Below are 25,001 nucleotides of genomic sequence, written 5' to 3'. Positions count from 1 at the left end.
AGGAGGGCATTCCAAAACAGTCTTTTTTGAAGTTTTTTGATAAAATAGAACTATCAATGAAAAGGATGAAAGCATGACAAAGAAAATCGTAGCCATTTGGGCTCAAGATGAAAAGGGTGTGATCGGGAAAGAGGATCGTTTACCTTGGCATTTGCCAGCAGAGTTAAAACATTTTAAAGAAACAACCTTGAATCATGCCATTTTAATGGGTCGTGTAACCTTTGATGGGATGGGGCGACGATTGCTTCCAGAACGTGAAACCTTAATTTTGACGCGCAATCCCGAAGAGTCAATTGAAGGAGCACTGGTTTTCCAAAATGTCGAGGATGTTTTAGACTGGTATCATCATCAGGCTAAGAATCTCTATATCATTGGTGGCAAGCAGATTTTTCAGCTTTTTGAACCTTATCTCGATGAGATTATTGTGACACAAATTCATGCTCAAGTTGAAGGGGATACCTATTTCCCAGAAGATTTTGACTTGACTGCTTTTGAGACTGTTGCAAGCAAATCTTATTCCAAAGATGAGAAAAATGTCTATGATTTTACCGTCGAATATAGAAAGAGAAAGGAAGTCTAATGGAGCGTAGTATTTTTGGATTTTTTACAGCTCTTTTGTGTGCTGTCTGTCTTGTAGCTGGAACACACGCTTTTCGTAAAAAGCGCTTTGGACTTGCTACTCTGCTTTGGCTAAATGCTTTCACAAACTTGGTGAATAGCATTCATGCTTTTTATATGACCTTATTTTAGATAGAATGAATAGTTAGAACGGAAGGGAATCATGTCTACAAATAGGAAAAATGATATGATGGTTTATTGCTCATTTTGTGGCAAAAGCCAAGAAGAAGTTAAAAAAATAATTGCTGGGAACAATGCCTTTATCTGTAATGAATGTGTGGAGTTGGCTCAGGAAATTATTCGTGAGGAGTTGGCTGAGGAAGTTTTGGCGGACTTGTCTGAGGTACCAAAACCAATCGAACTCCTAAATATTTTGAACCACTATGTGATCGGTCAAGATCGTGCCAAACGTGCTTTGGCAGTGGCTGTATATAACCACTACAAACGCATCAATTTCCATGACACTCGTGAAGAGACTGAAGATGTGGATTTGCAAAAGTCAAACATTCTAATGATTGGCCCAACTGGATCAGGGAAGACTTTCCTTGCTCAGACTCTGGCTAGAAGTTTGAATGTACCATTTGCCATTGCTGATGCAACAGCTCTTACTGAAGCTGGTTATGTGGGTGAGGACGTTGAAAATATCCTCCTCAAACTCTTGCAAGCAGCTGACTTTAACATCGAACGTGCAGAACGTGGAATTATCTACGTAGACGAAATCGACAAGATTGCTAAGAAGAGCGAGAATGTTTCTATCACGCGTGATGTATCTGGTGAAGGTGTGCAACAAGCCCTCCTCAAGATTATCGAGGGAACTGTAGCTAGCGTGCCACCTCAAGGCGGACGCAAACATCCACAACAAGAAATGATTCAAGTAGATACCAAGAATATCCTCTTCATCGTGGGTGGTGCCTTTGATGGAATCGAAGAAATTGTCAAACAGCGTCTTGGTGAAAAAGTCATTGGTTTCGGACAAAATAACAAGGCTATTGACGAAAACAGCTCATACATGCAAGAAATCATTGCAGAAGATATTCAGAAATTCGGTATTATTCCTGAATTAATTGGACGCTTGCCTGTCTTTGCAGCCTTGGAGCAGTTGACAGTAGATGACTTGGTTCGCATTTTGAAAGAGCCAAGAAATGCCTTGGTTAAACAATACCAGACCTTGCTTTCATATGACGATGTAGAGCTTGAATTTGACGATGAGGCTCTCCAAGAGATTGCTAACAAAGCTATTGAACGTAAAACTGGAGCACGTGGTCTTCGCTCAATCATCGAAGAAACCATGCTAGATGTTATGTTTGAAGTTCCAAGTCAAGAAAATGTGAAAACAGTTCGTATCACAAAAGAAGCAGTTGATGGAACAGCTAAGCCAATCCTAGAGACAGCCTAGAGGTGACTATGGAAATCAATACACACAATGCTGAGATTTTATTGAGTGCTGCCAATAAGTCCCACTATCCGCAGGATGAACTCCCTGAAATTGCTCTTGCAGGACGCTCAAATGTTGGTAAATCGAGCTTTATCAATACCATGCTCAATCGTAAAAATCTAGCTCGTACCTCTGGAAAACCAGGGAAAACACAACTACTTAATTTCTTTAATATTGATGATAAGATGCGTTTTGTAGATGTGCCTGGTTACGGTTATGCCCGTGTGTCCAAAAAGGAACGCGAAAAATGGGGACGCATGATTGAGGAGTACTTAACCACTCGAGAAAATCTTCGAGCAGTGGTTAGTCTCGTTGACCTTCGTCATGATCCGTCAGCAGATGATGTACAGATGTACGAATTTCTTAAATATTATGAGATTCCTGTCATCATTGTGGCGACCAAGGCAGACAAGATTCCGCGTGGTAAATGGAACAAGCACGAATCAGCTATTAAAAAGAAATTAAACTTTGATCCAAGTGATGACTTTATCCTCTTTTCATCCGTAACAAAAGCAGGAATGGATCAAGCTTGGGATGCTATTTTAGAAAAATTGTGAGGAATACATATGGCAAAAACAATTCATACAGATAAAGCTCCAAAGGCAATCGGACCTTACGTTCAAGGAAAAATCGTTGGGAACCTTTTGTTTGCTAGCGGTCAAGTTCCTTTATCTCCTGAAACTGGAGAAATCGTAGGAGAAACGATTCAAGAACAGACTGAACAAGTTTTGAAAAACATTGGAGCTATTTTGGCAGAAGCAGGCACAGATTTTGACCATGTTGTTAAAACAACTTGTTTCTTGAGTGATATGAACGACTTCGTACCTTTCAATGAGGTATACCAAACAGCCTTTAACAAGGAGTTTCCAGCTCGTTCAGCTGTGGAAGTAGCTCGTCTTCCTCGCGATGTAAAAGTCGAAATTGAAGTCATCGCAGAGATTGGATAAGCGAGTTGAAGTTTGGTTCTTCCAAACTTCTTTTAATATAAGGAGACTATGATGACAATGAAACAACTTCACTTGGTGATTGTAACAGGGATGAGTGGTGCAGGGAAAACCGTAGCCATTCAATCTTTTGAAGATTTAGGATATTTTACGATTGATAATATGCCACCAGCTCTATTGCCAAAGTTTTTGCAGTTGGTAGAGACCAAGGATGACGACCACAAGTTAGCCCTAGTGGTGGATATGCGAAGCCGCTCTTTCTTCTCAGAGATTCAGGCTGTCTTGGATGAATTGGAAAACCAAGATGATTTGGACTTCAAAATCCTCTTTTTGGATGCTGCTGATAAGGAATTGGTGGCACGTTATAAGGAAACTAGAAGAAGTCACCCTCTTGCAGCAGATGGTCGTATTTTGGACGGTATCAAGCTGGAACGCGAACTCTTAGCCCCATTAAAAAATATGAGCCAAAATGTGGTTGATACTACTGAACTAACTCCTCGTGAACTTCGCAAGACTATTGCAGAGCAATTTTCAGACCAAGAACAAACACAGTCCTTCCGTATCGAGGTCATGTCTTTTGGGTTTAAATATGGCATTCCAATTGATGCAGATTTGGTATTTGATGTTCGCTTTTTACCAAACCCATACTATTTGCCAGAACTTCGTAATCAGACAGGTGAGGACCAGGCAGTTTATGACTATGTCATGAACCATGAAGAATCTGAAGATTTTTACCGTCATTTGTTAGCCTTGGTTGAACCAATCCTACCAGGCTATAAAAAAGAAGGCAAATCAGTCTTAACTATTGCGATTGGTTGTACTGGTGGACAGCATAGAAGTGTAGCTTTTGCCAAGCGTTTAGCAACTGACCTATCTAAAAGTTGGCCTGTAAATGAAAGTCATCGTGATAAAGACCGAAGAAAGGAAACGGTAAACCGTTCATGAGAAAACCAAAGATTACGGTGATTGGTGGAGGAACCGGAATCCCTGTTATTTTAAATAGTCTACGGGAAAAGGATGTCGACATTGCAGCTATTGTAACTGTTGCTGATGATGGAGGTTCTTCAGGTGAATTGCGTAAGAATATTCAACAGTTGACACCTCCAGGGGATCTTCGCAATGTCCTCGTAGCCATGTCTGATATGCCTAAGTTTTATGAAAAGGTCTTTCAATACCGTTTTTCAGAGGATGCTGGTGCTTTTGCTGGTCATCCATTAGGAAACATTATCATAGCTGGATTATCTGAAATGCAGGGTTCGACCTATAATGCCATGCAATTGCTGAGTAAATTCTTCCATACTACAGGGAAGATTTTCCCATCAAGTGACCATCCTTTGACACTCCATGCTGTCTTTAAAGATGGTTCAGAAGTTGCTGGGGAAAGTCACATTGCAGATCATCCAGGTATGATTGACCATGTCTATGTGACAAACACTCTAGATGATGAAAAACCGCAGGCAAGTCGCAGAGTCGTCAATACGATTCTTGAGAGTGATATGATTGTTTTGGGACCGGGATCGCTTTTTACATCCATCTTGCCAAATATTGTTATTGAAGAAATTGGTCAGGCACTTCTGGAAACTAAGGCAGAGGTTGCCTATGTCTGCAATATTATGACTCAACGTGGAGAGACAGAGCATTTCTCAGACAGTGATCACGTAGAAGTTTTGCATCGTCATTTGGGCCGTCCATTTATCGATACTGTGCTTGTTAACATCGAAAAGGTTCCGAGGGATTATATGGATACCAACCGTTTTGATGAGTATTTGGTGCAGGTTGAGCATGATTTTGAAGGTTTGCGTAAGCAAGTCCCACGTGTCATTTCATCCAACTTTCTTCGCTTGGAAAATGGGGGAGCCTTTCACGATGGTGATTTAATCGTAGATGAGCTCATGCATATCATACAGGTGAGAAAATGAGTTTTACAGTAGCAGTAAAAGAAGAAATTTTAAGTCAGCATCACCTGAGTCGTCATGAATTGTCAGCTATTATCAAGATGTCCGGTAGTATTGGTTTATCGAGCTCTGGTTTGACCTTGTCCGTCATTACAGAAAATGCTAAATTGGCTCGTCATCTCTATGAATCTTTCTTGCACTTTTATGGCATCAAGTCTGAGATTCGTCACCACCAGAGAAGTAATCTTAGAAAAAATCGTGTCTATACTGTTTTTACAGATGAGCGAGTCCAGGAACTTTTAGCAGATTTGCGTTTGGCCGATTCTTTCTTTGGTTTGGAAACAGGGATTGATCCAGATATTTTAGGAGATGAGGAAGCAGGTCGTGCCTATCTCTGTGGTGCATTTTTAGCAAATGGGAGTATCAGAGATCCCGAGTCAGGCAAGTATCAGTTAGAAATAAGTTCTGTTTATCTAGACCACGCCCAAGGGATTGCTTCGCTCTTGCAGCAGTTCTTGCTAGATGCAAAGGTTATCGAACGAAAAAAGGGCGCGGTGACCTATCTTCAGCGAGCGGAAGATATTATGGATTTCCTGATTTTAGTGGGAGCCATGGAGGCGAGAGATACTTTTGAAGGCGTCAAGATTCTCCGAGAAACTCGGAATGATCTCAATCGTGCTAATAATGCAGAGACAGCTAATATCGCTCGTACGGTTTCTGCGAGCATGAAAACCATCAACAATATCAGTAAAATCAAAGATAGAATTGGTTTGGATAATCTTCCAGCAGATTTGCAGGAAGTAGCGCATTTGCGTATCCAACATCCAGATTATTCTATCCAGCAATTGGCAGATAGCTTGACAAATCCACTCACAAAAAGTGGTGTCAATCATCGACTGAGAAAGATTAATAAAATTGCTGATGAACTGTAAAAACCACGAATCATATGATTCGTGGTTCTTTTCTTATAGACTTGTAGAGTGTTTTGGTTGTACTTTTTGTTGAGGGTCAATGTAGTTAATGGCATTGTTGACAGCAGTTGGTGCTTCACCAAGACCTGTTGCAATCAAGTCAATCTTACCATCGTAGTAGCAGCAGTCACCGATAGCGTAAATTCCAGCTTGGTTTGATTCTTGCTTGCTATTGACGATAATCTTGTGACGGTTAAGGTCAAGTCCCCAGTTTTTAAGATTACCAACTGATGATTTGAAGCCATAGTTGACAAAGAGGTGATCGAGTTCAATAGTTTCAGTCTCATCGGATTTGACTTTTGTGATTTCAAGCTTGTCAAGAGTTTTTCCATCTCCAAGAAGTTGACTTGGCACAAATGGTGTTTTGATGCTAACAGATGATTCTTGAAGTGCTTGGACACTATGTTCAAGCGCACGGAAGTTATCTCGACGGTGAACAAGTGTAGTTGGAGCAATCTTTTCAAAAGCTAAGGCCCAGTCCACAGCAGAGTCTCCTCCACCCAGGATTGTTACTTTCTTGCCAGCATATTGTTGAATGTTAGAAACGTGGTAGTGGATATTTTCATAACTATCAACACCATCCAGTTCAAGTGGACGCGGTTTAAAGGCACCTCCACCCATAGCGATAATGACAGCTTTACTACTATGAATACCTTTAGTAGTTGTTATCTTAAATACATCATTCTCTTTTTCAATGTCAAGAACAGTTTCATTGAGATGTGCTGGTGTATCAAAACCTTTTAGTTGTTCTAAGAGACGATTAGTTAGTTCTTCACCAGTGAGATTTGGGAAACCTGGGACATCAAGAATTTGTTTTTCAGGATAAAGAATGGCAGGTTGGCCACCTAATTGAGGAAGAGAGTCAATGATTTGTACTTTAGCTTGACGTAAATTTGCATAAAAGGCAGCGAAAAGACCAACTGGGCCACCCCCTATGATGGTAATATCATATAATTCAGACATGGTTTCTCCTTATTTCATTTTTATCATTTTATTCTATCATATTTTCTGCCAATTTAAAATGAGGTAAGGGGGAGAAAATTTCCATTAAAAATGGTATAATGAAGAGAAGCTTTTTTGGAGAGGGGACACAGGATGAATTTTCAGCAATTATCTAATCTTCAATACTGGTCTAGTTTATTTTCCAGTCCTTGGAGTATTGCGATAAATGTGATTGATATTCTAATCGTCGCTTATATCTTATATCAATTTACAAAATCAATTGCAGGAACCAAGATTATGATTCTGGTTCGAGGCGTTTTAGTTTTTATCTTAGCTCAGATTGCGGCTAATTTTTTGGGCTTGACGACTATTTCCTGGTTGATTAACCAATTGATTACCTATGGAGTTATCGCAGCGGTTGTTATCTTTTCTCCAGAAATTCGGACAGGTTTGGAACGATTAGGTCGAGCTACGGACTTCTTTTCAAATACTCCTATAAGTTCAGAAGAGCAGATGGTACAGGCTTTTGTAAAATCGGTTGAGTATATGAGCCCGCGAAAGATTGGAGCTTTGGTAGCTGTTCAGCGTGTGAGAACCTTGCAGGAGTACATCGTTACAGGAATTCCTTTGGATGCTAAGATTTCTGCTGAGTTATTAATTAACATCTTTATCCCTAATACGCCTCTCCACGACGGTGCAGTCATTATCAGTGGAGATCGGATTGCAGTAACTTCTGCCTATTTACCACTGACTGAAAACACAGGTATTTCCAAAGAGTTCGGAACTCGTCACCGTGCAGCCATAGGTTTATCAGAAGTTTCAGATGCCCTTACTTTTGTTGTGTCTGAAGAAACTGGAGGTATATCCATCACCTATAACGGTGTCTTCAAACATGATCTAAGTTTGGAAGAATTCGAGGAAGAGCTACGTCGTATTCTGATACCTAAGGATGAACAAGAACTAAGCTTAAAAGAACGTCTATTAGGAGGCTGGAATAATGAAAAGAAATAGTCTTTATATCATCTCCTCACTCCTCTTTGCATGTGTCCTGTTTATCTATGCAACATCAATCAATTATCAAAACAATACCAACGCAAGACAAACTAAAACTGAAACCTATACCAATACAGTAGTCAATGTACCGATTGATATTCAGTATGATAGTGAGCAGTATTTTATCAGTGGTTTCAGCTCAGAAGTAACGGTATTTTTGACGGGTTCGAATCGAGTCACCTTGGCTAGTGAGATGCAAGAGAGCACTCGTAAATTTAAAGTGACTGCTGATTTGACGCAAGCTACAGAAGGAACGATTGAAGTCCCCTTGACCATTGAAAATCTTCCAAGTGGTTTGACAGCTGTAGCAACACCACAAAAGATCACAGTCAAGATTGGTAAGAAAGTTACTCGAGATAATGTACCTGTTGTACCTCAAATTGATTCTAGTCAAATTGATGAGAAGATTATAATCGAACGTGTTACTGTTTCTGATGAAAAAGTTTCAGTAACTAGTGATGCGGATACACTATCTAAGATTGATCGGATTGTTGCAGTTTTACCAACGAGTGAACAGATTACAGGGAACTATTCTGGATCAGTTCCTTTGCAAGCTGTTGATAAAAATGGAGCTGTCTTACCAACAGTGATTACACCTTTTGAAACTACTATGAAAGTAACGACCAAAGCTGTAAGAACAACAAGTAGCACAACCACAACAAGTAATACTTCATCTACTGAAAACTCTTCAACGACAGCAGCAGAGACGAAGTCAGAATCTTAAAATAAACATTATACTAGAAAAGGAATGATAAAATGGGTAAATATTTTGGAACGGACGGAGTCCGTGGAGAAGCAAACGTAGAATTAACGCCAGAATTGGCCTTTAAATTGGGTCGCTTTGGAGGATATGTCCTCAGTCAACATGCGACAGAAGCGCCTAAGGTTTTTGTTGGACGCGATACACGTATTTCAGGGGAAATGTTAGAAGCAGCCTTGATTGCTGGTCTTCTTTCTGTGGGAATTCACGTTTATAAACTTGGTGTACTTGCTACGCCTGCAGTAGCATATTTGGTGAAAACTGAAGGAGCGAGCGCAGGTGTCATGATTTCAGCTAGCCACAACCCAGCCCTTGATAACGGGATTAAATTCTTTGGTGGAGATGGCTTTAAGCTAGACGATGAAAAAGAAGCAGAAATCGAAGCATTGCTTGACGCCAGTGAAGATACTCTCCCACGTCCAAGTGCTGAAGGATTAGGTACTGTTGTTGATTACCCAGAAGGATTACGCAAGTATGAAGCCTACCTGGTTTCAACTGGAACAGCTCTTGAAGGGATGAAGGTAGCCTTGGATACTGCAAATGGAGCAGCTTCTACAAGTGCTCGTCAAATTTTTGCAGATTTGGGTGCTCAAATTACTGTCATTGGAGAAACTCCAGATGGTTTGAACATTAACTTGAATGTTGGTTCGACTCATCCAGAAGCCTTGCAAGAACTTGTAAAAGAAAATCAATCAGCCATTGGTTTAGCCTTTGATGGGGACAGCGATCGTTTGATTGCAGTAGATGAAAACGGCGAGATTGTCGACGGTGATAAGATTATGTATATCATCGGTAAATACCTTTCTGAAAAAGGTCAATTGGCACAAAATACAATTGTAACAACAGTTATGTCCAACCTTGGTTTCCATAAAGCCTTGGATCGTGAAGGCATTAATAAAGCTGTCACTGCTGTTGGAGACCGCTATGTAGTTGAAGAAATGAGAAAATCAGGCTACAATCTCGGTGGAGAGCAGTCAGGTCACGTTATCTTGATGGACTACAATACAACTGGTGATGGTCAGTTGTCAGCAGTTCAATTGACTAAGATCATGCAAGAAACAGGTAAGAGCTTATCTCAGTTGGCTTCAGAAGTAACAATTTACCCACAAAAATTGGTTAATATCCGTGTGGAAAACACCATGAAAGACAAAGCCATGGAAGTACCAGCTATCAAGGCTATTATCGATAAGATGGAAGAAGAGATGGCAGGTAACGGACGTATTCTCGTTCGCCCAAGTGGAACTGAGCCACTCTTGCGTGTCATGGCTGAAGCACCAACAACTGAAGAAGTAGATTACTATGTGGATACCATTGCTGAAGTTGTGAAAGCAGAAATCGGAATTTAGGAAAGTTAGCAGAAAATAAGAAAATATGTTACAATGTCAAAGTAAATTGTAACCATGGAGAATATGATGAATTTAAAACGTGAACAAGAATTTGTAAGTCAGTATCACTTTGATGCTCGTAACTTTGAATGGGAAAATGAGAACGGAATTCCTGAAACAAAGGTTGATGTGAACTTCCAACTACTTCAACATGACCAAGAAAATCAGGTGACTTCTCTCGTAGTTGTTTTGAGCTTTATGATTGTTTTTGATAAATTTGTTATCAGTGGTACTATTTCTCAAGTCAACCACGTTGAAGGTCGTATCGTAGATCAACCAAGTGACTTTAGTCAAGAAGAAGTTGAGACGCTTGCTCGTCCTTCTTTGGATATGCTAAACCGTTTGACTTATGAAGTAACGGAAATTGCACTAGATTTACCAGGAATTAATTTGGAGTTTTAAAAGAATGAAATTAGCGGTCATAACAGACTCATCTGCTTTTCTACAAGCGGAAACCTTGCGGAAAGAAGATTTATTTGTGCTTGACATTCCTGTGAATATCGACGGACAGGAGTATGTTGAAGGTGTAAATCTAACCGCTCAAGAATTTTATGAAAAAATGGCTCGTTCATCTGAACTACCTAAAACAAGTCAACCAAGTATTGCAAAGTTGGATGAAATTTTATCATCATTAAAAGAAAAAGGCTATACTCATGTTTTGGGTCTCTTCCTTTCTTCTGGAATCTCAGGATTTCACCAGAATATCCAGTATATGACGGATGAGTTTGAAGATCTAACCATTGCTTTTCCTGATACTCGTATTACAAGTGCCCCTCTAGGTTTCATGGTAGAAAGTGTTTTTCAATGGTCTGAGCAGGGAGATGATTTCCAGTCTATACTAGATAAGTTAACCGAACAGATTGAAAATACCTCTGCCTTTATCATGGTAGATGACCTTGATCATCTGGTTAAAGGTGGTCGTTTATCAAATGGCGCAGCTATTTTAGGGAATCTTCTTAGCATTAAACCAATCCTCTATTTCAATGACCAAGGTGTTATCGAAGTTTATGAGAAGGTTCGTACAGAGAAGAAAGCAACAAAACGTTTGGTTGAAATTGTCAAAGAAGTAACAAGTAATGGAAATTATCAGATTACTGTAATTCATGGGAATGCTCCTCAAAAAGCAGCTGATTTGCTTCAGCTTTTGTTAGACGGTGGAGTAGCTACAGACATTTCAATTGCAACCTTCGGTAGTGTTATTGGGACTCACCTTGGAGAAGGAAGTATTGCTTTAGGTTATACACCAATTGTCTAAATTGTTCTTGCAGGCTTTGTATCTTAAAATTGAACACGGACTATCTGCCTCTTGAAAAAAGATGCCTGTCTTGCCTTTCGTGGAAAGTCAGCGCCATTCCCTATTTTTCATGGGCAGCTAACGTCCTTTGTATCTTAGATAGGAGTAAAGATGAGTATTCGAGTGATTATTGCTGGTTTTAAGGGAAGAATGGGTCAATCTGCTTGTCAGATGGTTTTGTCTGATCCTGAACTTGAACTAGTAGCTGTTTTGGATCCTTTTGAGTTTGCATCTGAATGGCAAGGAATTCCAGTATTCAATGATAAAAATGACTTAGCAGGCTTTGATGCCCATGTTTGGGTGGACTTTACTACACCAGCTGTCGCCTATGAGAATACACGCTTTGCTCTTGAACATGGCTTTGCTCCAGTAGTAGGAACGACAGGTTTCACCAGTCAGGAAATCGAAGAATTAAAAGAATTGTCTCGTTCCAAAGGCTTGGGTGGCTTGATTGCTCCTAACTTTGCCTTGGGTGCTGTCTTACTCATGCAATTTGCAGCACAGGCAGCAAAATACTTCCCAAATGTGGAGATTATTGAACTTCACCATGATAAGAAAAAAGATGCGCCGAGCGGGACAGCTATCAAAACAGCTGAGTTGATGGCTGAAGTTCGTGAGTCTATTCAACAAGGTGCTAGCGATGAGGAAGAACTCATTGCGGGAGCACGTGGAGCTAACTTTGATGGTATGCGAATCCATTCGGTTCGTTTACCAGGTTTGGTAGCTCATCAGGAAGTTATTTTTGGAAATCAAGGAGAAGGATTGACCCTGCGTCATGACTCCTATGATCGTAGCTCCTTCATGACAGGGGTGAATTTGGGAATCAAAGAAGTTGTCAAGCGTCATGAGCTTGTTTATGGATTAGAACACTTATTATGAAATTAACAAAAATGCCTTCTGAATTTCAGAAGGCTTTACCAGTATTAGAAAAAATTAAAGAAGCAGGATTTGAGGCTTATTTTGTGGGTGGCTCTGTTAGGGATGCCCTTCTTAATCGTCCCATCCATGATGTGGATATCGCGACTTCATCTTATCCTGAAGAGACCAAGCAGATTTTTCCACGCACAGCTGATATCGGCATTGAGCATGGGACCGTTTTGGTTTTAGATGGAGATGAAGAGTACGAAGTCACCACTTTTCGAACAGAGGATGTCTATGTAGACTATCGGAGACCAAGTTCTGTTTCTTTTGTTCGTTCACTCGAAGAAGATCTCAAACGCCGAGATTTCACAGTCAATGCCTTTGCCTTGGATGAGACAGGGGAAATCGTCGATTTATTTGATGGTCTCAAAGATTTAGAAAATCAAGTCCTGCGAGCTGTCGGTGTAGCTAGTGAACGCTTCAACGAAGATGCGCTACGCATCATGCGTGGCTTTCGTTTTCAGGCTAGTCTTGGCTTTGAACTCGAGCAAGAAACGTTTGAAGCGATGAAGGCCTTAACGCCACTCTTAGATAAAATCTCTGTGGAGCGCACCTTTGTCGAGTTTGATAAGCTCTTACTGGCTCCCTATTGGCGAGTAGGTTTATCATCTATGATTGAGAGTCAAGCTTATGATTATCTTCCAGATATGGTAGGCAGTCAGGAAAAACTCCAGTCTTTGTTTGATTTAGAAAAAGATTTTACTTTTGAATCTTCTGAGCAAGCTTGGGCTGCACTTTTATGGGTTTTAGAAGTGGAAGATGCTCAACAATTTTTGAAACATTGGAAGACTTCACGCCAATTTGCCAAGCAGGTACAGGATTTGCTGTCTATTTTGGCTCTCCGAGAAGAAGGGGAACTAGGTAAACGTGATTGTTACCGTTTTGATTTGGACTTGCTTTTACAGGCTGAAAATCTTCGCAGAGCTCAAGGGAAGGAAGTCAACCCACAAGCGATCACAGAAACCTACGAGAGCTTGACTATTCATGATAAGAAAGAAATGCAAATTAATGGTGGCATTCTTATTAAGGAATATGGCTATCATCCAGGTCCAGAATTAGGAGATGTTTTAGAGGAAATTGAGTACGCTATTGTGGATGGTAATCTAGATAATGAAGTGGAAGCCATTCATGCATACTTAAGGGAGAGAAAATGAGTGATTTTATCGTTGAAAAACTAAGCAAATCAGTTGGTGATAAGACTGTTTTTAAGGATATTTCCTTTATTATCCATGACTTGGATCGTATCGGTCTTATCGGTGTCAACGGAACTGGGAAAACGACCCTTCTAGATGTGCTTTCAGGTGTTTCAGGTTTTGATGGTGACGTAAGCCCATTTTCAGCAAAGAGTGATTACAAGATTGGTTATTTGACTCAGGATCCAGATTTTGATGACAGCAAGACTGTCTTGGATACTGTCTTATCAAGTGATTTGAAGGAAATCCAGTTAATACGTGAGTATGAACTGCTCATGCTTAACTATAGTGAGGACAAGCAGGCTCGTTTAGAACGGGTTATGGCGGAGATGGATTCCCTCCAAGCATGGGAAATCGAAAGTCAGGTCAAGACTGTTCTCAGTAAACTAGGCATTCAAGAATTATCAACTCCTGTTGGAGCTTTGTCGGGTGGTCTTCGTAGACGGGTTCAATTGGCGCAAGTGCTTTTAGGAAATCATGATCTCTTGCTTCTTGATGAGCCAACCAACCATCTGGACATTGCGACCATCGAGTGGCTGACACTTTTCTTGAAGAATTCCAAGAAGACCGTCCTCTTCATCACTCACGATCGTTATTTCCTAGATGCTCTTTCTACGCGAATTTTTGAATTGGATAGAGGTGGATTAACAGAGTATCAGGGGAATTACCAAGATTATGTCTGTCTCAAGGCTGAACAGGATGAGCGTGACGCAGCTCTTCTTCACAAAAAGGAACAACTTTACAAACAAGAATTAGCTTGGATGAGACGGCAACCTCAAGCTCGTGCGACCAAGCAACAAGCTCGTATCAATCGATTCCATGACTTGAAAAAGGAAGTTTCAGATACTAGCCTTGAGACAGACTTGAGCATGAATTTTGAAACTAGCCGTATCGGTAAAAAAGTTATCGAGTTTAAGGATGTTTCCTTTGCCTATGACGATAAACCGATTCTGAAACATTTTAATCTTTTGGTACAAGCCAAAGACCGTATCGGAATCGTCGGGGACAATGGTGTCGGGAAATCAACCCTTCTTAACCTTATTGCAGGAAGACTTGAAGCGACTGAAGGACAAGTTATCATCGGTGAAACAGTTCGTATCGCTTATTTCTCTCAACAAATCGAAGGGTTAGATGAAAGTAAGCGGGTTATCAATTACCTGCAGGAAGTGGCAGAAGAGGTTAAGACTAGCGGTGGTACTACGACATCCATTGCAGAATTACTAGAACAATTTCTCTTCCCTCGTTCAACGCACGGTACCTTGATTGAGAAGCTGTCAGGTGGAGAGAAGAAGCGTCTTTACCTCCTCAAGTTACTATTGGAAAAACCCAATGTACTTCTCTTGGATGAACCAACAAATGACCTAGACATTGCAACCTTAACGGTTCTAGAAAATTTCTTGCAAGGTTTTGCAGGACCAGTCTTGACAGTTAGTCATGACCGCTATTTCCTTGATAAGGTAGCAACTAAGATTCTTGCTTTTGAAGACGGGACCATCCGTCCTTTCTTTGGCCATTATACAGATTATCTAGATGAAAAGGCCTTTGAAGCAGAAGCAGTAACACAAAGTCAAAAAGTTGAGAAGGAAAAAGTCGTCAAAGTCCGTGAAGAGAAAAAACGGATGACCTACCAAGAAAAGCAGGAATGGGCAAGTATTGAAGGTGACATCGAAGCCTTGGAAAACCGCATCTCTTCTATAGAGGAAGAAATGCTAGCAAATGGTTCTGACTTTGGGAAACTAGCTACCCTTCAAAAAGAGTTAGACGAGAAAAATGAAGACTTGCTGGAAAAATATGAACGCTATGAATATTTAAGTGAGTTAGTATAATGGAAGAAACAATTATTAAATGGAGTAGTAAGAAAATCGTCTTGAGCCTTATTCTTTATCTACTAGAATTGGCTCTTCTACTTTGGATTTTTTCGTTTTTGCTGAGCTATCCCGAAGAAGCACCTGCGGGATTGGTGGCCTTAATCCTCTTTATTGGTTTCTTAATCATCATCGTTGGCTTCATTTTGTATCAACGTTTGCGACTACTTTTTTCTGATAAAGAGTATTTGAAATGTACGGCTCAAGGATTTTTCTATAAACCATATCCAAAGAAAGACTGGCAGTTTTATTCCTGGGGACAGGTAGAAAAGTTTGCTCTCACGAGAATTAAGGGTAGTAGAAATGCAAGGGATTTTTATATGATTGAGGTTCAGTTTTATGACAAGGAACTTTTAAAATCCAACTTTTTCTGGTATCGTCTTCGAAGTAGATTTACAAGTTCAAAACATTCTAACGTTTTGAAAATCCCAATCTATTTACTGGATGTTGGATTACCTCGTAGAGTATTTGAAACCATGGCCTACTATGAGCGAGAGTGGCGCATCCAACAAAATCGTCAACGCAACCAAAACTCTAAAAGCAAAAAGAAGTAAGTACTTCTAGCAACAATTGAAGAAAAAATGAGAAGTCTTGAACCAAGTATCAAGGCCTCTTTCTATTTTGCTTTTCTAGGAATTATGGTATAATAGGGAGTAAAAACTTTAAAAGAAAGAAATGCTATGAACTTAAAAGATTACATTGCAAGTATTGAAAATTACCCACAAGAAGGAATTACTTTCCGTGATATTAGCCCATTGATGGCAGATGGAAATGCCTACAGTTACGCTGTTCGTGAAATTGTTCAATATGCTACTAATAAAAAGATTGATATGATCGTAGGACCAGAAGCTCGTGGATTTATCGTTGGATGTCCAGTCGCTTTTGAGTTGGGAATTGGTTTTGCGCCTGTTCGTAAACCTGGCAAGTTGCCACGTGAAGTCATTTCAGCTGACTACGAAAAAGAATATGGGGTTGACACTTTGACTATGCACGCAGATGCTATCAAACCAGGTCAACGTGTTCTTATTGTAGATGACCTCTTGGCAACAGGTGGTACTGTTAAAGCGACAATCGAAATGATTGAAAAATTAGGTGGTGTCGTAGCTGGTTGTGCCTTCTTGATTGAGCTTGACGAGCTAAAAGGTCGTGAGGCAATCGGCGATTACGATTATAAAGTTTTGATGCATTATTAATGAAAAACAGTCCCTAGGGCTGTTTTCTCTTAATGATGATATAAAAAAAGGCTATATCTAGTTAGAGAAAAACTATAATTGAAAACTATATCTTCTTACAGTATAATAAAGGGAAGAAGTGTCATCAACTGGATTATTCCATTTGATGACAGTCAGGTTACTTGAGTCCAGTATGATACAGTTAGGAGATTTCCATGCCGATTCGAATTGATAAAAAATTACCAGCAGTTGAGATTTTACAAACAGAAAATATTTTCGTCATGGATGATCAACGGGCGGCTCATCAGGATATTCGACCACTGAAAATTCTGATTTTAAACTTGATGCCACTGAAAATGGTTACAGAAACTCAGCTTTTACGCCATTTAGCCAATACTCCTTTGCAGTTAGATATTGAATTTTTATATATGGAAAGTCATCAGTCGAAAACAACTCGTTCTGAGCATATGAAGACTTTTTATAAGACCTTCTCAGAAGTTCAAGACCAGTATTTTGATGGCTTGATTATTACAGGTGCTCCAGTTGAACATCTCCCTTTTGAAGAAGTGGACTATTGGGAGGAATTTACTAAGGTTATCGATTGGTCTAAGACTCATGTCTTTTCAACCCTGTATATTTGCTGGGGAGCACAAGCGGGTCTATACTATCGCTATGGCGTAGATAAATACCAGATGGACCAGAAGCTTTCTGGGATTTATCCTCAAGATGTTTTGAAAGAAGGTCATCTTCTACTGAGAGGTTTTGATGATTTATATGTATCCCCTCATTCTCGCCATACAGAAGTTCACAAAGAAGATATCCTGAATAAAACAAATCTAGAGATTTTAGCATCAGGAAAAGAGGTGGGAATCTCTATCCTTGCGAGTCGAGATTTGAGAGAAGTATATAGCTTTGGGCATTTAGAGTATGATCGCGATACGCTTGCAAAGGAATATTTCAGAGATCTAGATGCTGGTTTAGATCCACATATACCAGAAAATTATTTCAAAAATGATGACATTCATGAACTCCCATGTATGCGTTGGAGTTCATCTGCAGCCCTCTTTTTCAGTAACTGGGTAAATTATGCAGTGTACCAAGAAACGCCTTTTGAGTGGAAAAGTGTGGAAGATGATGTGTCTCATTTTGGATATTTATAAGAGGAATTATGACATATTTAGATGCTTTCAAATCAGGAAACTTAGTGTTACCGAGTGACCTGCTCTTACATTACAATCAACTGTTCTCGTCAAGCGATGATTTCTTGGTTTGGCAGTTCTTTTACCTACAGAATACAACGGCTTTAGGTGAATTGTCTCCAAGTCAGATTGCTGAAAAAATCGGCAAAAATGTCACTGAAGTCAATCAGGCTATTTCACGATTGACTGAGAAAGGGTTGCTTCAATACCGAACCATTGAACTGAATGGAGAAATAGAAGTAATCTTCGATGCAACTCTTGCCTTGGAGCGCCTAGACCAACTGTTTGAAAAACAAGCTCCAAACCAGGTGCAATCTGCCCCAAATGATTTAAAGAGCTTGGTAGATACTTTCCAACAGGAGCTAGGTCGTCTATTGAGCCCGTTTGAGATTGAAGACTTGGAAAAGAGTTTGAAAGAAGACGGAACTAGTGCGGATTTGATAAAAGAAGCCTTACGAGAAGCTGTTCTAAATGGAAAACCAAATTGGAAATATATCCAAGCTATCCTACGAAACTGGCGTCATGAGGGGATTAGGAGCGTAGCCCAGGTAGAAGCGAAACGTCAAGAGAGAGAGGCAACAAACCCTCAAAATGTTCAGGTTTCATCTGATTTTAAAAATGCCATGGATCTTTGGAAAGACTAATATTTAGCAATAAAAAAACTTGCCTATGGCAAGTTTTTTTATGTTCTTAATAAGTAAGTCCCCAAACACTTACAGAACGTTCAGCAACTGGAAAATCACCATAACCTTCAGCATTAATAGTTACTTGGTCTGAATGGTTGCCAAGTAAATCAACAAAAGTATGATCAGCCCATTCTGGACCTACAAACATGGTTTTGTAATTCTCTTGAGCGTTTGAGATAAGAACGGCAAGAGGCGATTGGTTGTCAGCTCCAGAACGAACCCAACCGATACAATTAGGATCATCAAAGTAGTCCGTCTGTTCTCCATAAGCCAAATCTTTTCGGATAGCTAGCAGACAGTCAAGAACTTCTTTAAAATCTTGCTGAGCATATTGACCAGAGATACCATAGTAGTCTCCGTAAAAGACACAAGGAAGCCCTTGTTCACGTAGGAGGATGAGAGCATAGGCTGCTGGTTTAAACCACTCTTCTACAGTAGATTCTAAAGCTTGTCCTCGTTGAGTATCATGGTTTTCGACAAAGGTTACAGCCTTATCTGGTTTGACTTGAACCAGACTATCATTAAAGATGGTACGCAAATCGTAGTCTGCACCAGCCTGGCTTGCTTCAAAGAGATTCATATGGAGGCGGACATCGACAAGGTCAAAGCGCTCTTCAATCTTTTCGAGATAGTCAAGGTTTGCATCCTTATCTGGATTCCAGAATTCTCCAAAAACATAGAAGTCTTGTCCATATTTCTCTTTGATGTCACGAATGAAATTACGCATAAAGAAGGAGTCGATATGCTTGACTGCATCTAAACGAAAACCAGCTACGCCAGTCGTTTCCATGAACCAATCAGCCCAATCGTAGATATTTTGTATGACTTCTGGATGCTTAAAATCTAAGTCCGCATACATGAGGTAGTCATAGTTACCATTTTCGTTATCGACTAATTCCTCGTGGGCCCACCCCTTATTATCTCCCTGGATAAGGTAAATACCAGACTTCCGTCTTTTGGCATCATAGTCAGTTCCAGTGAAATGGTACCAGTGCCAGTGGAAATCATTGTAGGTGTTTTGTCTTCCATCAAAAGTAAAGTTTGTCCAACCATTGATGGTAAAAGGTTCTCCAAGTTCAATTGTGCGATCTTCTGGGTCGACTTCAATAACCTGGAAGGATTCTAAACGGTCTGCAGCAGCCTTGTGGTTTAAGACAACGTCAGCCATAGGTTGAATTCCATGTGATTTAAGTGTTTGAATGGCTTGAAGATAGTCTTCTTTGAAACCGTACTTGGTACGCACAGTTCCTTTTTGGTCAAATTCACCGAGGTCAAAAAGATCATAGACACCATAACCGACATCTTTTTCATTGGTAGCTTTAAAGGCAGGTGGCATCCAGACGTGGCTAATTCCTAGATTTGCAAGATGCTCAGCATCATCGGTAAGTCGCGTCCAGTGTTGTCCATCGTGGGGAAGGTACCACTCAAAATACTGCATTAGGGTTTGATTTTTCATAGATAGTCCTCATACTTAACAATTTGAGAATCATTTTACCACAAAGCAAGCAAATGAGCAAACGTTTGCGCTACAAAAATAGACCTCAGGATGTGAATGTCTATTTTTACGGTAATAGAATGAAATTTCTCAACACAAATGACCATTCTCATTTAGAAATCATCAAGCAGAAACAAAAAGCTTGGATAGTTCCTATGACATCAATGGAGAAATCACTTTCTACTTTGTGAATTTTCAACAAATTTGATATAATTGTATCTATGAATAAAGTATTCGTCAGTCGGCGTGTCGAAAAAAAGCTCCGCAAAGGTCAGGTTCTTTTGGAAGAAGTTGATTTTCCAGATTTATCTGAAACTGATCAGGAAGTTGAACTTTTCAGCCAAAGCAAAGAATTTTTAGGGAAGGCTTATTTATCCCGTCAAAATAAGGGAATTGGCTGGTTTATATCTAACCAGAACATTTCTTTTAAACAAACCTTCTTTGAAAGCTTGTTTGAAAAAGCCAAACAGAAACGTTCTTCCTACTATCAAGATGAGTTGACAACTGCCTTTCGTTTGTTTAATCAAGAAGGCGATGGATTTGGTGGAATGACGCTGGATCTCTATGGAGATTATGTTGTCTTTTCCTGGTATAACTCCTATATCTATGGAATTCGTCAAGAGATTATTGCAGCCTTTAATCAAGTTTTTCCAGAAGTCCTAGGTGCCTATGAAAAGATTCGCTTTAAAGGTCTAGACTATGAGTCTGCTCATATCTATGGTCAAGAAGCAGCTGAATATTTCACTGTTCTTGAGAATGAAGTCTTGTACCAAGTCTTTATGAATGATGGTCTTATGACAGGGATTTTCTTGGATCAGCATGAAGTTCGTGGGAGTTTAGTTGATGGTTTAGCAATGGGGAAATCCTTACTCAATATGTTTTCCTATACAGCGGCCTTCTCAGTCGCTGCAGCTATGGGGGGAGCTAGTGAAACAACCTCTGTAGACCTAGCCAAACGTTCAAGAGAACTATCAGAAGCTCATTTTCATGCCAACGGTTTGAGTCTAGACAATCATCGACTGCTTGTCATGGATGTCTTTGAATACTTTAAATATGCTAAAAGAAAAGGTTTAAGCTATGACGTGATTGTTCTGGATCCGCCTAGCTTTGCCCGAAATAAAAAACAAACATTCTCTGTAGCTAAGGATTATCATAAGTTGATTTCCCAAAGCCTAGAGATTTTAAACCCAGGTGGAATCATTATTGCTAGTACCAATGCGGCTAATGTTTCCCGTCAAAAATTTACAGAACAAATCGACAAAGGATTTGCAGGTAGAAAGTATCAGGTCCTTCATAAATATGGACTTCCAGCAGACTTTGTCTACAATGAAAAAGATGAAAGTAGTAATTACCTCAAAGTGATTACCATGAAGGTTAGTAAATGAAATTAATTGTTTCTGTCATGCCAAGAAGTATAGAAGAGGCTCAGGCTATTGATGTTATGCGGTATCATGATGCAGATATCATTGAGTGGAGAGCAGACTTCTTACCCAAGGAAGCTATCTTGCAGGTAGCGCCAGCTATTTTTGAAAAATTTGCAGGTCGTGAGCTTGTTTTCACTTTACGTACTCGTGCTGAGGGTGGTCAAATTGAGCTCTCTTCAGAAGAGTATGTTCAAATTATCAAGGAAGTGGCACAGCTTTATCAACCAGATTATATTGATTTTGAGTATTTTAGCTACAAGGATGTTTTTGATCAGATGTTGGACTTTCCAAATCTCGTCTTGAGCTACCATAACTTCCAAGAGACACCTGAAAATCTAATGGAAATATTGTCTGAGTTAACAAGTTTAAATCCTAAAGTTGTGAAAATAGCTGTTATGGCTAATACAGAACAGGATGTGTTGGATCTGATGAACTTTACACGTGGCTTTAAAACACTGAATCCTGAACAAGAATATGTAACGATTTCTATGGGAAAAGTGGGCAAGGTCTCTCGTATTACTTCAGATGTGACTGGTTCTAGTTGGTCTTTTGCAAGTCTAGATGAAGCTAGTGCTCCAGGACAAATTTCACTATCTAGCATGAAAAAAATTAGGGAGCTTCTAAATGAAGATTAATGGCTACACACGTTTAGCAGCTGTAGTCGCAAATCCTATCAAACACTCCATTTCTCCCTTTATTCACAATAGCGCTTTTGAAGCAACCAATACCAATGGTGTTTATCTTGCTTGGGAAGTAGATGCGACTGAACTAGCAGAAACAGTTGCTAATATTCGTCGCTACCAGATGTATGGAATCAATCTCTCTATGCCTTACAAGGAACAAGTGATTCCTTATCTGGACCAGTTGAGCGAAGAGGCTTGTTTAATTGGTGCAGTTAATACAGTTGTGAATCGAGAAGGAACATTAATTGGATATAACACAGATGGCAAGGGATTCTTTAAGAGCTTGCCTTCTTTTAAAATATCAAGGAAAAGACTGGTTTTGTTAGGAGCAGGCGGTGCAGCCAAGGCAATTTTGGCACAGGCAATCTTGGATGGAGTGAGTCAGATTTCTGTCTTTGTTCGTTCTTCATCCATAGAAAAAACAAGACCTTACTTAGAAAAAATACAGAATGCGACTGGATTTAGAGTAGATTTATTTGCATTAGAGGATGTTCAAGATCTTCAAGACAGCATCACTAAAGCCGACCTCCTGGTCAATGCGACTAGTGTGGGCATGGATGGATTCTCTCAGCCGATCCCGACCAGCATCGTTTTACCAGAGAAGCTTTTGGTAGCAGATGTGATTTATCAACCCTTTGAAACACCGTTTTTAAAATGGGCAAAAAACCAGGGAAATCAATCTATCAATGGCCTTGGCATGCTGCTTTACCAAGCTGCGGAAGCTTTTGAGTTATGGACAGGCAAGGAAATGCCAACAGATCAAATCTGGGAATTATTAAAACAAAAGTACCAATAAAGAAAAAGGAGACCTGCTATGAAAATTAGAATAGACCTTCCACATCATCCTTACGATATTCAGATTGAAAAAGGATGCCTGTCTCAAGCAGGAAAATGGTTGTGCGAACTTTGGCAACCGCAAAAAGTCGTTATCATTACCGATAACCATGTGGCTTCTCTCTATGCAGAAAAAGTAAAATTGAGCTTAGAGGATGCTGGCTTTCAAGTGGCAGTTTTTGACTTTCTAGAGGGTGAAGAGCGAAAAAATTTAACCACAGTTCAAAAGGCTTATGAATTTCTAGTTAAGCAAGACTTGACTCGCAGTGACGGCATCGTAGCTCTAGGTGGTGGTGTCGTTGGTGATTTGGCTGGCTTTGTAGCCTCAACCTATATGCGAGGTATTCACTTTGTTCAAATTCCAACTAGTTTGACAGCCCAGGTGGATTCTTCAATCGGTGGTAAGACAGGAGTGAATACTCCTTTTGCTAAGAATATGGTAGGAACTTTTGCCCAGCCGGATGGTGTTTTGATTGACCCAACTGTTCTTGAGACCTTGGGTAAGAGAGAGTTGATTGAAGGAATGGGGGAAGTCATCAAGTATGGCTTAATTGAAGATCCAGAACTCTGGGACATATTATCTGAAATGGATGGTTCTGTAGAGAGTATTTTGGAACATTCAGAAAGTTTGATTGAGCATTCTTGCCAGGTCAAGCGCAAGATGGTAGTTGAAGATGAGTTGGACAATGGCATTCGTTTATATCTCAACTTTGGTCACACAATTGGCCATGCCATTGAAGCAACTGCTGGTTACGGAAAAGTCATGCACGGTGAGGCAGTAGCTATGGGAATGGTTCAGGTCTCTAAGGTAGCCGAAGGCAAAGGCCTCATGCCAGAGGGAATAACTCAGTCCATCCGAGAGATGTGTCAGAAATTTGGTCTTCCTGTTGATTATGAAAACTGGGATCTTGACAAGCTCTATCAGGCTTTGACTCATGACAAAAAAGCGCGTGGAAATACCATGAAGTTAGTTTTGGTACCTGAGCTTGGTTCAGCGATGATTCACCCAGTTTCTCTCGAAGAAATGAAAGATTACTTAGTAAAATAAGGAGAATGTATGAGATATTTAACAGCAGGAGAATCACATGGTCCTCGTCTGACAGCAATTATTGAAGGAATTCCAGCAGGACTGCCTTTGACTGCAGAAGATATCAATGAGGATCTCAAACGTCGCCAAGGCGGTTACGGTCGTGGTGGACGAATGAAAATCGAGAGTGATCAGGTTGTCTTTACTTCTGGAGTTCGTCATGGTAAGACGACAGGGGCACCTATTACCATGGATGTCATTAACAAAGACCACCAAAAATGGCTGGATATCATGTCTGCCGAGGATATTGAAGACAAACTCAAAAGTAAACGAAAAATCACACATCCTCGTCCAGGTCACGCAGACTTGGTCGGGGGCATCAAATACCGCTTTGATGATTTGCGAAATTCTTTGGAACGTTCATCTGCCCGTGAAACGACTATGCGGGTTGCAGTTGGAGCAGTAGCCAAGCGGCTTTTAGCTGAGCTTGATATCGAAATTGCTAACCATGTTGTTGTCTTTGGTGGTAAGGAAATCAATGTTCCAGAAAACTTTACAGTCGCAGAGATTAAGAAACTGGCTGCTCAGTCAGAAGTTTCTATTGTCAACCAAGAACGTGAGCAGGAGATTAAGGACTATATTGACCAAATTAAACGTGACGGAGATACCATCGGCGGAGTTGTTGAAACGGTTGTCGGTGGCGTTCCAGTTGGTCTTGGTTCTTATGTCCAATGGGATCGTAAACTAGATGCAAGGCTAGCTCAAGCTGTTGTTTCTATCAATGCCTTTAAGGGTGTGGAGTTTGGTCTTGGTTTTAAAGCAGGCCATCTTAAGGGTAGCCAAGTCATGGATGAAATCCTCTGGTCATCAGAAGATGGCTATACTCGTCGGACTAATAACCTTGGAGGTTTCGAAGGTGGTATGACCAACGGCCAACCGATTATCGTTCGTGGAGTTATGAAGCCAATTCCGACTCTCTACAAGCCGTTGATGAGTGTCGATATTGAAACTCATGAACCTTATAAAGCAACAGTAGAGAGAAGTGATCCTACTGCTCTTCCAGCAGCAGGTGTCGTTATGGAGGCAGTTGTAGCAACGGTTTTGGCTCAAGAAATCCTTGAGAAATTCTCCTCTGATAATCTGGAAGAATTAAAAGAAGCTGTTGCGAAACATCGGGAGTATACAAAGAATTATTAAGGAGTTCT

Annotated in this window: 27 protein-coding genes; 25 read left to right on the top strand and 2 right to left on the bottom strand. The window is 40.2% G+C overall.

The annotated features are described in order from the left end of the window. The first annotated feature begins 73 nt into the window (after positions 1 to 73). Genes M1F91_RS03770 through whiA form a run of 8 tightly spaced genes read left to right on the top strand, consistent with a single transcriptional unit; the run spans position 74 to position 5,824 of the window. Entirely contained in the window at positions 74 to 580 is a 507-nt protein-coding gene (locus M1F91_RS03770; RefSeq protein ID WP_247912699.1) for a dihydrofolate reductase, read from the top strand. Beyond that, the gene (locus M1F91_RS03765; RefSeq protein ID WP_000442255.1) at positions 580 to 750 is read left to right on the top strand and encodes a hypothetical protein; all 171 of its coding nucleotides are present in this window, start codon (positions 580 to 582) and stop codon (positions 748 to 750) included. The genes M1F91_RS03770 and M1F91_RS03765 overlap by 1 nt, the downstream gene beginning before the upstream one ends. A 31-nt stretch (positions 751 to 781) precedes the next feature. Next, on the top strand, positions 782 to 2,014 hold the full coding sequence (gene clpX, locus M1F91_RS03760) for an ATP-dependent Clp protease ATP-binding subunit ClpX (RefSeq protein ID WP_247912698.1): 1,233 nt from the start codon (positions 782 to 784) through the stop codon (positions 2,012 to 2,014). Positions 2,015 to 2,022: 8 nt separating this feature from the next. After that, positions 2,023 to 2,610, top strand: a complete 588-nt coding sequence (gene yihA, locus M1F91_RS03755; RefSeq protein WP_049494688.1) for a ribosome biogenesis GTP-binding protein YihA/YsxC — start codon at positions 2,023 to 2,025, stop codon at positions 2,608 to 2,610. Positions 2,611 to 2,619: 9 nt separating this feature from the next. After that, a complete protein-coding gene (locus M1F91_RS03750; protein ID WP_001140424.1) occupies positions 2,620 to 3,000 on the top strand; it encodes a RidA family protein in 381 nt (126 codons plus the stop codon). A gap of 51 nt (positions 3,001 to 3,051) precedes the next feature. After that, complete coding sequence (gene rapZ, locus M1F91_RS03745; RefSeq protein ID WP_006151650.1) at positions 3,052 to 3,942, top strand: RNase adapter RapZ; 891 nt, start codon at positions 3,052 to 3,054, stop codon at positions 3,940 to 3,942. Further along, positions 3,939 to 4,916: a YvcK family protein gene (locus M1F91_RS03740; RefSeq protein ID WP_247912697.1), complete on the top strand. Its 978-nt coding sequence runs from the start codon at positions 3,939 to 3,941 to the stop codon at positions 4,914 to 4,916. Before rapZ ends, M1F91_RS03740 begins: the two co-directional genes overlap by 4 nt. Continuing rightward, positions 4,913 to 5,824, top strand: coding sequence for a DNA-binding protein WhiA (whiA, locus tag M1F91_RS03735; protein ID WP_247912696.1), 912 nt, complete (start codon positions 4,913 to 4,915; stop codon positions 5,822 to 5,824). Before M1F91_RS03740 ends, whiA begins: the two co-directional genes overlap by 4 nt. A 33-nt stretch (positions 5,825 to 5,857) precedes the next feature. Here the strand turns inward: whiA and M1F91_RS03730 are convergent, their stop codons facing one another. After that, the gene (locus M1F91_RS03730) at positions 5,858 to 6,826 is read right to left on the bottom strand and encodes an NAD(P)/FAD-dependent oxidoreductase (protein WP_247912695.1); all 969 of its coding nucleotides are present in this window, start codon (positions 6,824 to 6,826) and stop codon (positions 5,858 to 5,860) included. A gap of 132 nt (positions 6,827 to 6,958) precedes the next feature. Here M1F91_RS03730 and cdaA point away from each other — a divergent pair, with 132 nt between their 5' ends. The 12 genes from cdaA (at position 6,959) to M1F91_RS03670 (ending at position 18,291) form a co-directional block, all read left to right on the top strand. Further along, complete coding sequence (gene cdaA / locus M1F91_RS03725) at positions 6,959 to 7,816, top strand: diadenylate cyclase CdaA (protein ID WP_247912694.1); 858 nt, start codon at positions 6,959 to 6,961, stop codon at positions 7,814 to 7,816. Beyond that, a complete protein-coding gene (locus tag M1F91_RS03720; RefSeq protein WP_070677123.1) occupies positions 7,803 to 8,582 on the top strand; it encodes a CdaR family protein in 780 nt (259 codons plus the stop codon). Before cdaA ends, M1F91_RS03720 begins: the two co-directional genes overlap by 14 nt. Positions 8,583 to 8,614: 32 nt before the next feature. After that, on the top strand, positions 8,615 to 9,964 hold the full coding sequence (glmM, locus tag M1F91_RS03715) for a phosphoglucosamine mutase (protein WP_247912693.1): 1,350 nt from the start codon (positions 8,615 to 8,617) through the stop codon (positions 9,962 to 9,964). A 66-nt stretch (positions 9,965 to 10,030) separates the two neighbouring features. After that, the gene (locus M1F91_RS03710; RefSeq protein ID WP_004252208.1) at positions 10,031 to 10,405 is read left to right on the top strand and encodes a DUF1149 family protein; all 375 of its coding nucleotides are present in this window, start codon (positions 10,031 to 10,033) and stop codon (positions 10,403 to 10,405) included. 4 nt (positions 10,406 to 10,409) lie between these two features. Then, entirely contained in the window at positions 10,410 to 11,258 is an 849-nt protein-coding gene (locus M1F91_RS03705; RefSeq protein ID WP_247912692.1) for a DegV family protein, read from the top strand. A gap of 150 nt (positions 11,259 to 11,408) precedes the next feature. Next, complete coding sequence (gene dapB, locus M1F91_RS03700; protein ID WP_247912691.1) at positions 11,409 to 12,176, top strand: 4-hydroxy-tetrahydrodipicolinate reductase; 768 nt, start codon at positions 11,409 to 11,411, stop codon at positions 12,174 to 12,176. Next, entirely contained in the window at positions 12,173 to 13,372 is a 1,200-nt protein-coding gene (locus M1F91_RS03695; RefSeq protein ID WP_247912690.1) for a CCA tRNA nucleotidyltransferase, read from the top strand. Before dapB ends, M1F91_RS03695 begins: the two co-directional genes overlap by 4 nt. Continuing rightward, entirely contained in the window at positions 13,369 to 15,237 is a 1,869-nt protein-coding gene (locus M1F91_RS03690) for an ABC-F family ATP-binding cassette domain-containing protein (RefSeq protein ID WP_247912689.1), read from the top strand. Before M1F91_RS03695 ends, M1F91_RS03690 begins: the two co-directional genes overlap by 4 nt. Next, complete coding sequence (locus M1F91_RS03685) at positions 15,237 to 15,830, top strand: hypothetical protein (RefSeq protein ID WP_247912688.1); 594 nt, start codon at positions 15,237 to 15,239, stop codon at positions 15,828 to 15,830. Before M1F91_RS03690 ends, M1F91_RS03685 begins: the two co-directional genes overlap by 1 nt. Positions 15,831 to 15,956: 126 nt before the next feature. Then, entirely contained in the window at positions 15,957 to 16,469 is a 513-nt protein-coding gene (locus M1F91_RS03680; RefSeq protein ID WP_006148048.1) for an adenine phosphoribosyltransferase, read from the top strand. Positions 16,470 to 16,663: 194 nt separating this feature from the next. Continuing rightward, positions 16,664 to 17,608, top strand: a complete 945-nt coding sequence (gene metA, locus M1F91_RS03675; protein ID WP_247912687.1) for a homoserine O-succinyltransferase — start codon at positions 16,664 to 16,666, stop codon at positions 17,606 to 17,608. An 8-nt stretch (positions 17,609 to 17,616) separates the two neighbouring features. After that, positions 17,617 to 18,291, top strand: a complete 675-nt coding sequence (locus M1F91_RS03670) for a DnaD domain-containing protein (protein ID WP_004252223.1) — start codon at positions 17,617 to 17,619, stop codon at positions 18,289 to 18,291. A 46-nt stretch (positions 18,292 to 18,337) separates the two neighbouring features. Here the strand turns inward: M1F91_RS03670 and M1F91_RS03665 are convergent, their stop codons facing one another. Further along, a complete protein-coding gene (locus tag M1F91_RS03665) occupies positions 18,338 to 19,789 on the bottom strand; it encodes an alpha-amylase (protein WP_247912686.1) in 1,452 nt (483 codons plus the stop codon). Between the two features lie 260 nt (positions 19,790 to 20,049). Here M1F91_RS03665 and M1F91_RS03660 point away from each other — a divergent pair, with 260 nt between their 5' ends. Genes M1F91_RS03660 through aroC form a run of 5 tightly spaced genes read left to right on the top strand, consistent with a single transcriptional unit; the run spans position 20,050 to position 24,993 of the window. Continuing rightward, positions 20,050 to 21,213 (top strand): class I SAM-dependent rRNA methyltransferase, encoded by a 1,164-nt coding sequence (locus M1F91_RS03660; RefSeq protein WP_247912685.1) that lies wholly within the window; start codon positions 20,050 to 20,052, stop codon positions 21,211 to 21,213. Continuing rightward, positions 21,210 to 21,887, top strand: a complete 678-nt coding sequence (gene aroD, locus M1F91_RS03655; protein WP_016466646.1) for a type I 3-dehydroquinate dehydratase — start codon at positions 21,210 to 21,212, stop codon at positions 21,885 to 21,887. Before M1F91_RS03660 ends, aroD begins: the two co-directional genes overlap by 4 nt. After that, positions 21,877 to 22,731: a shikimate dehydrogenase gene (locus M1F91_RS03650; protein ID WP_247912684.1), complete on the top strand. Its 855-nt coding sequence runs from the start codon at positions 21,877 to 21,879 to the stop codon at positions 22,729 to 22,731. The genes aroD and M1F91_RS03650 overlap by 11 nt, the downstream gene beginning before the upstream one ends. A gap of 18 nt (positions 22,732 to 22,749) precedes the next feature. Then, positions 22,750 to 23,817, top strand: coding sequence for a 3-dehydroquinate synthase (gene aroB / locus M1F91_RS03645; protein ID WP_247912683.1), 1,068 nt, complete (start codon positions 22,750 to 22,752; stop codon positions 23,815 to 23,817). 9 nt (positions 23,818 to 23,826) lie between these two features. Further along, positions 23,827 to 24,993: a chorismate synthase gene (aroC, locus tag M1F91_RS03640; protein WP_247912682.1), complete on the top strand. Its 1,167-nt coding sequence runs from the start codon at positions 23,827 to 23,829 to the stop codon at positions 24,991 to 24,993. The last annotated feature ends 8 nt before the right edge of the window (positions 24,994 to 25,001 follow it).

It is taken from the genome of Streptococcus sp. oral taxon 431, from assembly GCF_023110115.1.
Taxonomy (GTDB): Bacteria; Bacillota; Bacilli; order Lactobacillales; family Streptococcaceae; genus Streptococcus.
Note: the sequence above shows the minus strand (reverse complement) of the source record. Positions and strands in the feature narration are given on the sequence as shown.

Bases quoted from the DNA above. Each gene is read 5' to 3' on its own strand.
- M1F91_RS03770 (WP_247912699.1), top strand. From the start codon at position 74: ATGACAAAGAAAATCGTAGCCATTTGGGCTCAAGATGAAAAGGGTGTG.
- M1F91_RS03765 (WP_000442255.1), top strand. From the start codon at position 580: ATGGAGCGTAGTATTTTTGGATTTTTTACAGCTCTTTTGTGTGCTGTC.
- clpX (WP_247912698.1), top strand. From the start codon at position 782: ATGTCTACAAATAGGAAAAATGATATGATGGTTTATTGCTCATTTTGT.
- yihA (WP_049494688.1), top strand. From the start codon at position 2,023: ATGGAAATCAATACACACAATGCTGAGATTTTATTGAGTGCTGCCAAT.
- M1F91_RS03750 (WP_001140424.1), top strand. From the start codon at position 2,620: ATGGCAAAAACAATTCATACAGATAAAGCTCCAAAGGCAATCGGACCT.
- rapZ (WP_006151650.1), top strand. From the start codon at position 3,052: ATGACAATGAAACAACTTCACTTGGTGATTGTAACAGGGATGAGTGGT.
- M1F91_RS03740 (WP_247912697.1), top strand. From the start codon at position 3,939: ATGAGAAAACCAAAGATTACGGTGATTGGTGGAGGAACCGGAATCCCT.
- whiA (WP_247912696.1), top strand. From the start codon at position 4,913: ATGAGTTTTACAGTAGCAGTAAAAGAAGAAATTTTAAGTCAGCATCAC.
- M1F91_RS03730 (WP_247912695.1), bottom strand. From the start codon at position 6,826: ATGTCTGAATTATATGATATTACCATCATAGGGGGTGGCCCAGTTGGT.
- cdaA (WP_247912694.1), top strand. From the start codon at position 6,959: ATGAATTTTCAGCAATTATCTAATCTTCAATACTGGTCTAGTTTATTT.
- M1F91_RS03720 (WP_070677123.1), top strand. From the start codon at position 7,803: ATGAAAAGAAATAGTCTTTATATCATCTCCTCACTCCTCTTTGCATGT.
- glmM (WP_247912693.1), top strand. From the start codon at position 8,615: ATGGGTAAATATTTTGGAACGGACGGAGTCCGTGGAGAAGCAAACGTA.
- M1F91_RS03710 (WP_004252208.1), top strand. From the start codon at position 10,031: ATGAATTTAAAACGTGAACAAGAATTTGTAAGTCAGTATCACTTTGAT.
- M1F91_RS03705 (WP_247912692.1), top strand. From the start codon at position 10,410: ATGAAATTAGCGGTCATAACAGACTCATCTGCTTTTCTACAAGCGGAA.
- dapB (WP_247912691.1), top strand. From the start codon at position 11,409: ATGAGTATTCGAGTGATTATTGCTGGTTTTAAGGGAAGAATGGGTCAA.
- M1F91_RS03695 (WP_247912690.1), top strand. From the start codon at position 12,173: ATGAAATTAACAAAAATGCCTTCTGAATTTCAGAAGGCTTTACCAGTA.
- M1F91_RS03690 (WP_247912689.1), top strand. From the start codon at position 13,369: ATGAGTGATTTTATCGTTGAAAAACTAAGCAAATCAGTTGGTGATAAG.
- M1F91_RS03685 (WP_247912688.1), top strand. From the start codon at position 15,237: ATGGAAGAAACAATTATTAAATGGAGTAGTAAGAAAATCGTCTTGAGC.
- M1F91_RS03680 (WP_006148048.1), top strand. From the start codon at position 15,957: ATGAACTTAAAAGATTACATTGCAAGTATTGAAAATTACCCACAAGAA.
- metA (WP_247912687.1), top strand. From the start codon at position 16,664: ATGCCGATTCGAATTGATAAAAAATTACCAGCAGTTGAGATTTTACAA.
- M1F91_RS03670 (WP_004252223.1), top strand. From the start codon at position 17,617: ATGACATATTTAGATGCTTTCAAATCAGGAAACTTAGTGTTACCGAGT.
- M1F91_RS03665 (WP_247912686.1), bottom strand. From the start codon at position 19,789: ATGAAAAATCAAACCCTAATGCAGTATTTTGAGTGGTACCTTCCCCAC.
- M1F91_RS03660 (WP_247912685.1), top strand. From the start codon at position 20,050: ATGAATAAAGTATTCGTCAGTCGGCGTGTCGAAAAAAAGCTCCGCAAA.
- aroD (WP_016466646.1), top strand. From the start codon at position 21,210: ATGAAATTAATTGTTTCTGTCATGCCAAGAAGTATAGAAGAGGCTCAG.
- M1F91_RS03650 (WP_247912684.1), top strand. From the start codon at position 21,877: ATGAAGATTAATGGCTACACACGTTTAGCAGCTGTAGTCGCAAATCCT.
- aroB (WP_247912683.1), top strand. From the start codon at position 22,750: ATGAAAATTAGAATAGACCTTCCACATCATCCTTACGATATTCAGATT.
- aroC (WP_247912682.1), top strand. From the start codon at position 23,827: ATGAGATATTTAACAGCAGGAGAATCACATGGTCCTCGTCTGACAGCA.